General features: G+C 60.2%; 14 protein-coding genes and 2 pseudogenes. 6 read left to right on the forward strand and 10 right to left on the reverse strand.

What is annotated here, in order from left to right; genetic code table 11:
- The 7 genes from ACZYOF_RS37930 to ACZYOF_RS37960 form a co-directional block, all read right to left on the reverse strand.
- A partial coding sequence (locus tag ACZYOF_RS37930) for an LppY/LpqO family protein (RefSeq protein WP_463718968.1) occupies positions 1–682 on the reverse strand: 682 nt, incomplete at its 3' end.
- 149 nt (positions 683–831) lie between these two features.
- On the reverse strand, positions 832–1,422 hold the full coding sequence (locus ACZYOF_RS37935) for a superoxide dismutase (RefSeq protein WP_463718956.1): 591 nt from the start codon (positions 1,420–1,422) through the stop codon (positions 832–834).
- A gap of 563 nt (positions 1,423–1,985) precedes the next feature.
- Positions 1,986–2,363, reverse strand: coding sequence for a hypothetical protein (locus ACZYOF_RS37940; RefSeq protein ID WP_463718957.1), 378 nt, complete (start codon positions 2,361–2,363; stop codon positions 1,986–1,988).
- The gene (locus tag ACZYOF_RS37945) at positions 2,360–2,983 is read right to left on the reverse strand and encodes a c-type cytochrome (protein ID WP_463718969.1); all 624 of its coding nucleotides are present in this window, start codon (positions 2,981–2,983) and stop codon (positions 2,360–2,362) included. Before ACZYOF_RS37945 ends, ACZYOF_RS37940 begins: the two co-directional genes overlap by 4 nt.
- A gap of 34 nt (positions 2,984–3,017) precedes the next feature.
- A complete protein-coding gene (locus tag ACZYOF_RS37950; protein WP_463718958.1) occupies positions 3,018–3,299 on the reverse strand; it encodes a hypothetical protein in 282 nt (93 codons plus the stop codon).
- A 323-nt stretch (positions 3,300–3,622) separates the two neighbouring features.
- A complete protein-coding gene (locus tag ACZYOF_RS37955) occupies positions 3,623–4,390 on the reverse strand; it encodes a sulfite exporter TauE/SafE family protein (protein WP_463718959.1) in 768 nt (255 codons plus the stop codon).
- Positions 4,391–4,550: 160 nt separating this feature from the next.
- Positions 4,551–5,495 (reverse strand): transcriptional regulator GcvA, encoded by a 945-nt coding sequence (locus ACZYOF_RS37960; RefSeq protein ID WP_463718960.1) that lies wholly within the window; start codon positions 5,493–5,495, stop codon positions 4,551–4,553.
- 119 nt (positions 5,496–5,614) lie between these two features.
- Here ACZYOF_RS37960 and ACZYOF_RS37965 point away from each other — a divergent pair, with 119 nt between their 5' ends.
- The 5 genes and pseudogenes from ACZYOF_RS37965 (at position 5,615) to ACZYOF_RS37985 (ending at position 8,563) form a co-directional block, all read left to right on the forward strand.
- Positions 5,615–5,863, forward strand: coding sequence for a DUF1127 domain-containing protein (locus tag ACZYOF_RS37965; RefSeq protein ID WP_463718961.1), 249 nt, complete (start codon positions 5,615–5,617; stop codon positions 5,861–5,863).
- 34 nt (positions 5,864–5,897) lie between these two features.
- Positions 5,898–6,590 (forward strand): glutathione S-transferase family protein, encoded by a 693-nt coding sequence (locus tag ACZYOF_RS37970; protein WP_463718962.1) that lies wholly within the window; start codon positions 5,898–5,900, stop codon positions 6,588–6,590.
- 202 nt (positions 6,591–6,792) lie between these two features.
- Positions 6,793–7,689 (forward strand): YncE family protein, encoded by an 897-nt coding sequence (locus tag ACZYOF_RS37975; RefSeq protein WP_463718963.1) that lies wholly within the window; start codon positions 6,793–6,795, stop codon positions 7,687–7,689.
- Positions 7,690–7,723: 34 nt separating this feature from the next.
- Positions 7,724–8,157: pseudogene (locus ACZYOF_RS37980) on the forward strand (chromate resistance protein ChrB domain-containing protein).
- Between the two features lie 148 nt (positions 8,158–8,305).
- On the forward strand, positions 8,306–8,563 hold the full coding sequence (locus ACZYOF_RS37985; protein ID WP_463718964.1) for a hypothetical protein: 258 nt from the start codon (positions 8,306–8,308) through the stop codon (positions 8,561–8,563).
- Positions 8,564–8,641: 78 nt separating this feature from the next.
- Here the strand turns inward: ACZYOF_RS37985 and ACZYOF_RS37990 are convergent, their stop codons facing one another.
- A complete protein-coding gene (locus ACZYOF_RS37990) occupies positions 8,642–9,577 on the reverse strand; it encodes an integrase core domain-containing protein (RefSeq protein ID WP_463718965.1) in 936 nt (311 codons plus the stop codon).
- Between ACZYOF_RS37990 and ACZYOF_RS37995 the strand changes: the two genes are divergently transcribed.
- The gene (locus tag ACZYOF_RS37995; protein WP_463718966.1) at positions 9,566–10,192 is read left to right on the forward strand and encodes a hypothetical protein; all 627 of its coding nucleotides are present in this window, start codon (positions 9,566–9,568) and stop codon (positions 10,190–10,192) included. The genes ACZYOF_RS37990 and ACZYOF_RS37995 overlap by 12 nt on opposite strands.
- A 751-nt stretch (positions 10,193–10,943) precedes the next feature.
- On the opposite strand, the pseudogene ACZYOF_RS38000 reads toward ACZYOF_RS37995, so the two are convergent.
- Positions 10,944–11,081, reverse strand: a pseudogene (locus ACZYOF_RS38000) (cytochrome P450); the annotation flags it as partial.
- Positions 11,082–11,148: 67 nt separating this feature from the next.
- A complete protein-coding gene (locus ACZYOF_RS38005; protein WP_463718967.1) occupies positions 11,149–12,561 on the reverse strand; it encodes an amidase in 1,413 nt (470 codons plus the stop codon).
- Between the last annotated feature and the right edge of the window lie 441 nt (positions 12,562–13,002).

A 13,002-nucleotide genomic window follows, 5' to 3' on the forward strand; every position in this document is an offset into this window, starting at 1 on the left:
TGGCTTCGTCGCCGGTCAGCACGAAATCGCCGATGATGGCTGCCTTGCCGCCCCCCGTCGGCTGGAAGTTGATGGACTGTGCCACACCCATCGGGCCGACCGGTGCGAGTTGCATCCCAGCTTCGCTAACCGGATCGCGCCGCGGAACGGCGAAGGCGTAGACACCGCCATTGTTCTGTCCCTTGGCGCCGATGATCTGATCGAGCTGTGCGGTATCGAGGTCGATGGCGGGCGGCGCGGCCGCTGCTGAGGGCGCCAGCGGCGTTTTGCTCACTGCCAGCGCGTCGCGGATGGCAGCAGCCAGCTTCACGGGATCGCCGTGACCGCCGACATGCATGTAGAGAGTCGCAGGGCTTGCCCGGAGCAGGTGATTGTGAACGGCGGTGATCTCGATCCCGCCTGCGATGAGCTTCGCCATGACCGGATTGATCTCGGTTTCCAGCAGCACGAGGTCGCCCATCACCATGGCTTCACCGTGAATCGGCATGAACGCAACCCAGCCACCGAGCGCAAGCGTCGGCTTGATGGTCACGCCATCCAAAGTGACGGTCAGATCGCTGCGCGGGAATCCATAACGATGCACCTCGCCGGAGACGGCCGGCTTCCGGCCGAGTATCTCATCGACCTTTTGCCACTCGATTGCCTGGGCACGCGCACTGGAGATGAACGGCTCGGTGAAGATGTACCAGTCGGTGGTCTGCGCATTCGCAACTGACGCGGATGACAGCGCCAGAATTGAAGCGGCCAAAAGATATCTGAGACGAATGGTGAACCTCCATGGTTGGATAGAAGGGCCTCCGCCTGCAACGTGTCTGGAAGGAGCGAACAGCGTCATTTTGAGAGGCCCTCGTAAGACCGTTCGACGGCAGACCAATTGATGGCCGATATGAACGCGCCGACATAGTCGGCAGCCTTGGCGCCGTAGTCGATGTGATAGGAATGCTCGTACATATCGAGCGCCAGGATCGGCGTGCTCCCGGCAAGCGTATGGCAGTGATCGGATGCCCATTGATTGAGGAGCTTCCGGTCACGCGGCGACCACGTCAGCAGCACCCAGCCGGAGCCGCCACCGAGCGCCTTGCCCATGGCGACGAATTCGGCACGCCAGCGTTCGTATGAACCGAAATCGCGCGTGAGCGCATCCTTCAGGCTTGTTCCGGGCTCGCTTTCATCACCAAGGCCATCGAAGAACACTTCATGCAGGATCATCGAATTGCTCGCGATGAGTTGCTCACGCTTCAATCCGTTGAGCAGGAACCCCGGCGCGGTCGCGTAGTCGAGTTCGGCAAGCTTCTCATCGATCAGGTTCAGCCGCTTTACCGCGCCGCCGTAGTTGTTCTCGTAATGGCTGATGATCATTCGCTCCGACATGCCGCGCACGCGGCTCGGATCGCAGGAAAGGGGTTTCATGGTGTAGGTCATGGCAGCCTCCTGACGCATGCACCGGCAACTAACCGGGCGCTGGGAACGCCGGCGGCCAAAGGCACAGTCAGATCAGAAAGCTTGCGGGACGGGACCCGAATAACGGCAGACATGATGCGCCCTTGGTGAAAACCGGACGCGATTCTTGGGCATGTCGCCTCGTGGGGAGATCGCTTTCCCCATGCGTGCAAATAAGGCTGAGAGCGCGAACTTGTCAATGCGGAACGAGCCCAGTCTCCGCAGCGTGATGGACGGAGCGCTTGGAACGACAGCGAAGCTGACCCTCTCCCATTCCGATCCCGGTAGCCTAGCAAGGGCGCCGACTTCAATCGGCTGCTGTGATGCTGTAGTCGCTGAGGTACATGTGGCGGTCAGGCCCCTTTGACCAAAGGCCGATGCGCCCTGACAATGGCTGCGCCAACGTGTCCTCAAGGTAGAACTTGCCGTCGAGCCAGCCCTCGACCTTGGTGCCGTTAATGCATTGATCACGCTGACCGCGCGGCGACTTCCGTTGTCGCCGCGCGTCGCGCGAGGCTTATCGACTGATCGAAGCGCGGCGCCGCTCAGTCATCATCATCGTCATCGATTACGCGCAATCGCCCGTTTTGCGCGTCTACGACGATCTTGCTGATTTGGCCCTGCTTCGAACCGACAGCTTCGAAGTATCGCCCGTCGCGGACAATTTGCACGTTCGACCAGCCATCGGACTGCAGCTTCTGACGCATCTGGTCTTCGGTCACCGGCTGATCACCCCCAATGAACGCGGGACCTTGCCTCGGTTCCGCCGTCACCATTGCAATACCGGCGATGCCCGCCAACATCAGGCCGGCGGCCGCCCAGATAAATTTCCGAGTCATTGCGCTTCTCCTTTTCGTCGAGACGAATGCCCCCCAAATCGAACACATCTTCTCGCGCGAAGTGAAATACGTGGCCCTCGTCATAGCCGCGCAAGGTAGTGCGCCAGCGCCGCGATATCCTGGTCGCTCAGTGGGTAGGCAACCTCGGCCATCGCGGCGACGCCGCCGCCAGATCGAACGCCGGCCTTGTAGTCGTGGAGGGCCTTCAAAAGGTAATCCTCGCGTTGCCCGGCGATACGGGCAACGGCTTTGCTGCCGGCATAGTTATCGCCGTGACAGGAGGCGCAACGTCCGACTGCCGCCGCCTTTTTGCCGGCGTCTGTCAAGTCAGGATGGTCGTCCGGCTCGTTTGCCGTCGTCGAATCGGGAGCCTTGAGCGAAGCGAAATATGCGCTGAGGTCGCGAACATCTTCGTTGCTGAGTTGTTCAGCAATCGGACCCATGACCTCATTCTTGCGCGCGCCGCTGCGAAAGAAAACCAGTTGCCATTGCAGGAACTGATCGGGCTGCGACGCCAAGGATGGCGTGTTCTCCGTGGTGGAGACGCCCTTGTCGCCGTGACATGCCGTACAGACCTCTGCCTTGTTCTTCCCAGCATCTGCTTCCGCGGCAACGCTATACGTCGACGCGCCGATCGGCACTGCCAGAAGGAGTGACAGCGATAGGCGTCTCCAATTTCTGCCGAACGCGCGCCTGCGACGCATCCGGCAAGGCATGCTTGTAATACGCGCCACCGCCTTATTCCTTCCTGAGCCCGACGATGGTCTTCTCCCCATCGATGGTCTCGACAGTGAGTTCGACATCGTCGCCGTAGCGAACGGAATCAAAGAGTAGGCCGTCCTGTACCTTGAGGTCCGCCGTCGCACCGGGTGTCAGGCGCACGATGATCCGATCGTGGCGTTGGTCCACCTCCGCGACGACTCCTCGCAACGTCTCCTGCGGCCTTGCCCGCGTCGCCAGCGCGGGAGCGAGATCGTCGATCTGAGTGGTGAGGACCTGCTGGGTTGCGTCACGATCCAAACTGATCGCCGGTGAATCAAGAGGGCGCGACGCGACATGCGCAGGGGCAAGTATCACGGCTGAGATCGCGAGAGCCCGGAGGCTGACTCGGCTTGTCCCGAGCAGGCGCCCTATCCAGACGCGTGACAGGTTTGCGCGAAAATCGTTTGCGCGAAAATCGGGATCACGGACGATAAGTCGAATCCGAGAGGAGAACCTGATGGCAGACATGCGGCGTCCTTGGTGAAGTTCGGACGCGATTCTTGGGCATGTCGCCTCGTGGGGAGATCGCTTTCCCCAGACTTCTCTGGTAAACCGATCGCAGCTACGCTGTCTATCGCTTCTCAGATGACAAGCATGGCTCCGGAGATCAGCAACAAACCGAGGATGATCTTTCGGAACACTGCTTCGTCAATATACTCAAACAGCTTCAAGCCCAGCCATGTTCCTGCCATCACACACGGCAAGCCCATCACGAGCAGTTTAACGGTCTCGGCCGTGACGGTTCCCTTCGCGCCGAGCCAGAGCGCGCTCATGAGAAAGACGGCAACCGCGACCGGCTGGAAGATCGTTCGCTGAACCTCCTTCGGCCAACCTCGCAGATTGCACCAGATCGTCACAAGGATGCCCGCGAGACCAGTGAGCCCTCCGAGCACGCCATTGAGGAACCCGACCACGGCATCGGCAGCATTTCCTCCTCCGGAGATTGGCCCAAGCTTTGGACGAATTAATCCGTAAACGCTGTAGGCGATAAGGAAAACGCCGACTGCAGTTCGGATGGTTCGGGGATTGGACCAGGTCAATAGCGCGACACCGGTTGGAACGCCGAAGGCAGCGCCGAGTACGAAGGGCAAGAGCTTGCGCCAATCGAGCGTGCCGCGGAGTTTCCAGACCGAATAGCCCTGCACAAGCAGGCCAAACCCAACAATGAGGGTCGCAGTCTGCAAAGGCGTTAGGATGTAAAGCCACAACGAAGCCGCGACCAGGCCAAAGGCAAAGCCCGAGAGGCCCGCAACGAAGGCGCCAGCGAAGGTGGCAATCAGGAAAAGTGGCAGCTCCAATGTCAACCCATCCATGCGCTCGCTCCATACCACAGCGAGCAGCGCTTGCATGGGGTCACCATTTTACGGGGAGGCTGCGACGTCCCCGTTAGGAGAATAGAGCAGGACGGCCCCAAGGGGCAACGCCTCTATGCGGCGATTCCTGGTCGCGACGGTGATCAGGGAAGGGATAGCCGTTGCCAGATCTTCCATCGCGTCTCGCGAAGGCAGATCAGTCTCCGCTCTCCTTGAGCGGATTCAGCGACCAGCCAAGCTTGTTGAGCTTACGCAGATCCCTGGAAGCCTCTGCCAAGAGCCAATCGCGGAATGTCACGATCTTCGGCTGGGCTGCCGTCGCCTTCGGACAAATGATCCAGTAGGTCTTCGACAGTCGCAACGCCTCTGGAAACGGCCGCACCAGCCGTCCGTTGATCAGGTCCCACGCCGCCAATGTCGTACGGGCAAGCGCGACACCCTGCCCGTTGATCGCCGCGTCGATCACCATGCTGGCCCGATTAAGCACTGGGCCGTGGATGATATTCGTGTCGTTGACGGCCGCCGCCTGCAGCCACCTGGACCAATCGGTTCGGCTGTCCATATGGATCAGCGGATAGTTGAGGATATCGGCCGGCTTACTGAGCCGTCGCCGCCCTGAAAGAAGCTTTGGACTGCAAACGGCAAAGAGCTGTTCGGCACTCAGCTTGACCGTATCGAACCCAGGCCAATTGCCTTCGCCATGGCGCACCGCAAGGTCGACTTCCTCTCGCGCGAAGTCGACGTGATGAAGCGTTGCGGAAACGCGAAGGTCGATTCCGGGGTGGGCTTCGGCAAAAAGGCCCAGCCGGTGAACGAGCCATTTGGCGGCGAAGTCCGGCGAGGTGCTGACGGTAAGGACGCCGGCGTTCTGCCGCTGCAGAAGCCGCTCGGTGCCAACCGCAATGCGGTCCAGCGCATCGCGCACGATGGTGAGATAGTCCTTTCCTGCCTCGGTGATGATCAGGCGCTGGCGCTCGCGATTGAACAGCTTGATCGCAAGCTCGGCTTCCAGCGCCTTGACCTGATGGCTCACCGCCCCCTGTGTGACGCAAAGCTCCTCGGCCGCGCGGGTAAAGCTTTCATGCCGCGCGGCGGCTTCGAAAGCCTTCAGCGCATTCAAGGGCGGCAAGCGTGGACGCATCGCAAGGACTTCATGAGAAAAACTAGGGCCGGCCAGAAAAAGGATGCTTTGCGGATAACGGCCCGCCGACCTTATGGGAAAGCTCCAACGCAGCATTTCATGAGATTTGGAGCTTGTCGATGTCAACCTTGATCACGGATGCCTTCTCGTTTCCGTTCATTCCGTCGGACGCCCCTCCCATCCGACTTCATCAATCAGATTCCGGACCTGGCCCGGCTATTGGATGGCGCGGATGGTCAGCCTGGGCGGCCCGGCGCAGGCTGCGCGGGGCGCTCCGCGAGCTTTCCGAACATAAACACCTGCTCGCAGACATCGGCCTGACCCGCGAACAGGCCCTGGAGGAAGCAGCCAAACCCTTTTGGCGATAGCGACTGCCAAGGGAGGAAAACAAGGGAGGAAAAGATGGGAGATCCGATTGTCTATGGCTTCCCACGAAGCACCTATGTCAACATCGTTCGCCTGATCCTGACGCACAAGGACGTGGCGTACGGCTTTCACGACCTTGAGCCCGTCATGGGCCAGCGCGAGCATTTGGCGCTGCATCCATTCAACCGCGTTCCGATCCTGAAGCACGACGACTTGATCGTCTACGAGACCAGCGCGATCGCCTCCTACGTCGACGAGGCGTTTGACGGACCACGGCTGACGCCGCGGGATGTCCGCCAGCGGGCGCGCATGAACCAGTGGATCGGCGCGGTCAATTCCTACTACTACCCTTACATGATCTACCATGTGACCCACGAACGCCTGGTCTTTCCCGAACTTGGGATTGCGTCCGATGAAAAGGTCGTGGCGCATGCACTGCCGAAGGTCGAAACGGCGCTCGCGGTGGTGGAGCGAGAACTCGCTCATGGCCAGGACTACCTGCTTGGTTCGGAACTGACGATTGCGGACTTCTTCCTCCTGCCGAGCACGTTTGCATTCAGCTTGACCGAAGAAGGCAAGGCCATGTACCCGAACTATCCGGCCTTTTGCCGATGGCGCGAGCGCATGGAAAACCTGCCGGCGACGCGAAAGCTGCGCGCGATCCTGCCGCCGCGCGAACCGATTCCGCATGCCCGCGAGTGGGCGAAATCGCACCGCCCAAAATACTGACCTTGCAGATCCAGCCTTGCCCGAAACTCCTGCAAGGACTAATTTGAAGCTACGGGGAAATGCAGACTCCCCGGCAGACGGCCCAAACCGTCCAAGCTCTGTGCAACGCTCGATTTTCGAGGAGATTGCACGTGGACGGAGTTCTCATTCGATCTATCAGACGGATTGCCCGCTCTCGGCGGCGTCGCGACGTGAGGTCGCCATGCCCCTGAAGAGCCTTGGCGTCATCAAGATACCGGGTGCCGCGGACAGCGCCTTCGACCACGCCGCATTCGACCTCAAGACCCGGCGCGTCTTCATCGCGCATACCGCGCGCAACACCGTCGAAGTGATCGATCAGGATGCGAGTAAACACGAAGCGACGCTGCCGGGATTTCCAGGCGCAGCCGGCGCCGTCGCCGACGACGGTGAAATCCTCGTTACGAACCGCGGCTCGGCTAGCCTCGCCTGGCTGGACGCCGCGACCTTCGAGACCAAAACCGTGCTCAAGACCGCCCCACGGCCGAACGGCGCTGCGATCATCAAGCGCCTGGCCCTTGGGATCGTCGCCTGCATCGGCGACGATCGGGAAACTCCGACGCTGCGTGCTGTCAGCCTGAACGACTTCAAGCAGGTGTCTATCGATCTGCCGGGCCGGCCGCGATGGTGCGTAACCGATGCGGAGGCGAAACGGGTATTCCTCTGCATCCGCGAGCCTTCGATAGTTCTGGTTGCCAGGCTGCCCGATTTGAGCCCGATTGCGCAATGGAGGCTTCCATCAGGTGGCGCCCATGGTCTTGATATTGACCATTCGCGTGGCCGCCTCTACGCCGCCTGTGACCACGGTGCTCTGGTCGAGATCGATAGCACCTCCGGCGAGGTCACCAATGTCTGGCCGATCGCTCGCGCTCCGGATGTGACCTTTTTCAATCCAGCGACTGGCCGCGTCCACGTGGCGATTGGCGACCCGGGACTAATCGAAACAATCGATCCGCGCACCGACATGGCTATCCAGACGATAACAGGTGTCGGAGCACACACGACGGCGCTGGTCGCGCCGGACCAGCTCTACGTCATCTCACCCGCGCACGACGGAATTCTCGTTTTGGCGGATTCATAACTCACCAAGGCTAAAAATCGAACAGGAGCACCAGATGAAGTGGATTACCCGGGAACACGTCAAAGTCGATCGCGTGGCCTGCCCCTGGCTCATCAGGAAATTCGTCGACACGGATGCCGAATTCATCTTTGTGCCGGCGGATAAGGTGATGGCCGACGCGAAGCGGATCGACGCCATTCCCTACGACGTCACGGACGTCGAGCTGGGTCACCACGGCAAAGAATGCTCCTTCGAAGCGAGGCGCTGGTGCTGCTCGGCAGAATCGTGAACGGCGCTGACACAGACAATACGCTTTACCATCAAGCTGAGGGACCCGGGCTGAAGGCGGTAGCCGAAGGCTTCCGGCATCTCGGCTACAAGGACGATCATGCACTCAACGCCGCTGAATGGATCGTCTATGACGCGCTCTACGCCTACGCCCAGGAAATGGTGAAGCGTGGCAAGCCGGCCGGACAATTTGCGAATTGATTGTGAACCGTCGCGGAGCCGCACCCCTCGGCCCAAAGAACAGCTTCGGAGTCGAACGGCACGTCGTAGAAAAATAAATCGCTCATCACTGGAACCTTTATCGGCGGCCTCCATTTGCTCGCTGTCCTAATGCTAGGAGGTAGACACCATGATGAAAATTCTTTTAGCGACGGTCGCCATTCTCGCATTTGGGGCACCTTCATTTGCGCAGCAGGACAAAACTACCGGACAAGCGCCCACATCAGGCGCTTCCGCGTTCTACGTGGCTCAAGACCCCGCGACGATGAAATGTAAAGTTGTCACTGCCCGGCCTGCCCCTGGTGAAATGAAGGTTATCGGTACGGCTCATCCGACACAGACAGAAGCGCAAACAGCCTTGGCGGCTGAGAGAACTTGCGCCAAGTAATGAAGTGAAGGCGCGAGTACGGGGATGGGGATATTGGTTCGACAAAACTACTGACCCGACCTTGTGTGTACTGAAAACTTAAGCTCGGGCGTAATGGTGGTGAAGGCCACCAAGGATGGCGTGTGATTTGATGCTTCCGGTTCGTTGAATCTGGCGCGCGATCGGAGCATCTTTGTTCAACGAACGGTGCGTTCTGATGTCGTTGTAATAGCGAGCATACTCTCGCAGGATTCGACGCAGGTGCACTTCGCCCAGGACAATGACGTGTTCCAAACACTCACGCCGGATCGATCCGATCAGCCGTTCGGCAAAGCCATTCTGCCACGGTGAAGCCGGTGCGGTGGGCTTGTCCCGGATGCCCATGGCGCGCAATTGTCGCGTGACAACGCTGCCATAGATCCGGTCGCGATCGCGGATGAGGTAGCGCGGAGCCTCATCCCAGGGAAATGCCTCCGTTATTTGACGGGCAACCCATTCTGCGGTCGGATTTGCTGTGACGTTGATCCAGACGAGGTGTCTGCGATCCAGTCGGACGACGACGAAGGCATAGAGCAGGTCGATACCGATAGTTGGAACAACGAACAGGTCCATGGCGGCAATATCCGACGCGTGGTTACGCAAGAAGGTTCGCCATCCCTGGCTGGGTGGCCCCCGTCGTCTGACCATGTACTTGGCGACGCTCGACTGCGCGATCTCAAACCCGAGCCTCAGCAGTTCGCCATGGATGCGTGGCGCGCCCCAAAGCGGATTTTCGACGCTCATCCGCCGGATCAACGCGCGCAACTCGGTGTCGATCGGCGGTCGGCCTCCCTGTGGGCGCGACTTCCAGCGCCAGTAGCAGTGAAAGCCAGCCCTCTGCCAACGCATGAGCGTCTCGGGTCGGATGATGGTGAGAACCTGCAGGATCGACGGAAACCAGCGATACAGCTGGACAAGGAACCAGCGATCATGATTCGTGAGCTGGACGCGACCATGCAGCCGGCGCCGCAAAACAATTAACTGATGTCGAAGCACCGCGTTCTCGGCTTCGAGTCGCAACTTCGACTTGAATGGCGAGGCCAGGACGGCCAGCACGAAACACAGCAGCCCAATCATTCCGTCAGCTTAGGCGATTCCATCACGCTATCAACCCAGACAAGGTTTTCGGTACACACAGGCCGTTCTGCCGAACCGTCTGAAGATGAAGACCTTGCCAAAAAATCGCAGAACCCGATCGCCGATCTCGTCAGCGTTCCGTTCCAGAGCAACACGAATTTCAATACTGGGCCGTTCAACCGCACCCAGGAGGTGCTTAACATTCAGCCAGTGGTGCCGCTGCATCTTAGCGCAGAGTGGAATTTGATCTCGCGCACGATCATGCCCGTGATCAGTCAACCTAGCCCGTTTTTTAACAGCAACACGAATGGTATTGGCGACATTACCCAATCGTTCTTTTTGTCACCCACTCATCCGGGCGCTCTGATCTGGGGCGTCGGTACTTTACGATTCCGTCAGCGACTGATCCTTTCTTGGACAGGGAAAAGTACTGCTCGGTCCCACGGCAGTCTTCTTAACCACGCCGGGGCATTGGGTGATCGGCGTGTTGCTCAACAACCAGTGGTCAGTTGGCGGCAATCCATTGCGGCCTAATGTGAATGCGTTTCTCGCGCAGCCATTTGTCAACTACAACATGGCGCATGGGTGGTTTCTGACGAGCTCACCAGTTATTACCGCGGACTGGTTGGCGCCATCGGATCAGCGGTGGACCGTACCGATTGGCGGCGGCATTGGTCGAATATTCAAGCTCGGCGATCAGCCGGTGAGTGCGTACATCTCCGCATATTACAACGTAATTAGACCGGATCGCGCGCCGAACTGGCAATTGCGGGCCGAGTTGTCTCTGCTATTCCCGGAGACGTAAGTGTCGTCCGCTTTGGGTCTTGGCTGTGTGAAAACGCTCAGCACTTGATGCGCCATAGAACAAGTTATTCGTCCAAGAGCATCTTAGCCCCCCAACTCGCAACGGCACTGAACTTAAAGAACGAGCTGAAGAATGTAATTCTCGTCGCGTTTCGATATTTCGCGTTTTTGCACAGCCAGGGTCAACAGGCGCCCTTTCGCTCCCATTACGATGATTTCCGGTCAGGCCCAGCGAGCGGACATATTCGGAGTCGGCCGGAAGGTCTCAGACGGGCCAGGACCGGACGTTGCGCTGAGGAACGAGAAACCACGTCTCAGAAAAAGCCGTCTGGGGAAGTTTGAATGTTTATAGAGGGTCGTCCAAGCGGCTCGGAATGCGCTGTTTGGGCCGGCTAGAGTCTCGGACCCAAGCCAAAAATCCTTCGAATCAGAGGGTGCCGCCGCAGGAGGCGGCACCGATCTATCGCGTTATGCTCCCGGCTCAGCCTTCAATGCGGCCCGGCATGGTCTCATACCCCTTGATCAAGTTCGAATATACCCGGTTCGGCTCGTCGAGGACTTCAATTGTGTCGAAGCGCTTCAGGATCTCTTCCCAGATGATCTTCAGCTGAAATTGCGCTCACACTCGGGGTTCCTGCTTTCGCAGGAACGACAGCGAGTATTTGTTACTCTGCTTGCCCCGGCCTTCAGCGCACCGGGTCAATCGGCGTCGCGACGCCCAGGCGGGCCTCGATGGCTTCGGCCGCTTCAAGGCACAAATCCTCGCGCAACCGCCGGCCCGTGATCAGCACGCCGATCGGCAACCCCGTCGCCTCGTCGCGTCCGGCCGGCACGCAGGCCGAAGGCAGCCCGAGCAGATTGGCCGGAACCACCGGGCGCATCATCTCCTTGGTCGCGGCCGCGCCGGCGGGGGTTGCCGAATCAAAACCATGCTCGAACGGCAATTGCGTCCAGGTCGGCGACAGCAGCAACGGCCGGTCCGCCATGAAGGTCGACCATGCGCGCGCAATGCCGTCGCGTTCGGCCATCAATTGCGACCATGACGCGGTGTCGGCCAAAGGCGGTATGCCCTCATTGAAGTTGTTCAGGAAGGCCAACGCGTCAGTGCCCATCATCGGGGACAGCAAATTCAGCACCGAGCCGAAATCGCCCATGATCAGGCGGCGCCAGCAGCCGATCGCATCGTCGTAGCGCGGCGGGCAGGCTTCTTCCACGACATAGCCGGCGTCAGTCAGTGCGTGAGCGGCACGCCGCACCACAGCCGCCACCTTTGGATCGGTGCCGCCGCCGGGCGGCTCGGGCAGCACGGCCACGCGAACCGGCCGCGCCACGGCCGGCCCCTCGAACGGGGCATCGATCGACCAGGGGTCGCGCGGATGCGCGCCCATCAGGACACGCAGGCCGAGGCGCACATCCGCCACGCGGCGGGCCATCGGCCCCTGCACGTTCATCAGCTGCACCGCCAGCAAGCGGTCTTCGGCCGGCACAAAGCCCGCGTCGGGCACCCGGCCGGCGGATGGACGGATGGAGGCGATGCCGCAGGCGGTCGCGGGAATTCGCAGCGAGCCGCCGAGGTCGTTGCCAAGGCCGATCGGGCTCATGCCGCTGGCCAGCGCCGCGGCCTCGCCGCCGCTCGTGCCGCCTACGGTGCGGCCGGGATGCCAGGGATTTCGCGTCAGGCCGTGCAGCGAACTGTCGGTGTGCAAGCGCAGCGCCATGTCAGGCAGATTGGTGCGGGCGATCGGGATGGCGCCGGCGGCGCGCATGCGTTCGACGACCGGCGCATCAACTGGCATCACCGCCTGGGCCAGCGCAGGCACGCCCCAGGTCGTGGGCAGGCCGGCCATGTCGATGTTTTCTTTCACGGTAAAAGGCACGCCATGCAGCGGGCCAACGGTCTCGCCGCCGGCGAGCTTTTTGTCGGCGAGGGCCGCAGCCGCGCGGGCCTCGTCGGCCAGCACGCGCACCACCGCATTCAGCGCCGGGTTCACCGCATCGATACGCGCCAGATGGGCATCTATTACCTCCGCCGAACTCAGTTGCCGGCGCGCAATGACCTGCGCCAGTTCAGTGGCCGAGAGTTGCCAGATTTCGCTCATCGCCTACTCCAACATGAAATGCGCAGCGAAGCTGCGAGTACCCCGTCCAAACAGCATGCTTTACTCTGAGCACAGTACTAATGATCCGGCTTGCTGATGTCGTGAGACACAGATGCCCTTTCAGTTGGATGTAAGCGCACATCCGCTAACGCGTTACCGGCGCGCAGAGCCTCACACCTACCCTAGGAACCCCGAGCGAAGCTGCTCGATGATCATCACGGGCACGCACGATAAATCGTGGCCAGGGATACCGGTATGAGGTCGAATGATGATCCGTCACCAACGCCAGAACGCGCGTTTGCGATGTGGGCTAGTGGCCGATTTTGTTGAAAAAGGCGGTTGTTGCGACTCAGAGATAGCAGTGATTCAGTCTGCTTAGTTAGCAGGACTGAAGATCATGATGGGGCACCGGCAAGTCGAACAGCCTGAGTTGTTCTATGA

The sequence above is a fragment of the Bradyrhizobium sp. LeoA1Lang genome (genome assembly GCF_055413685.1).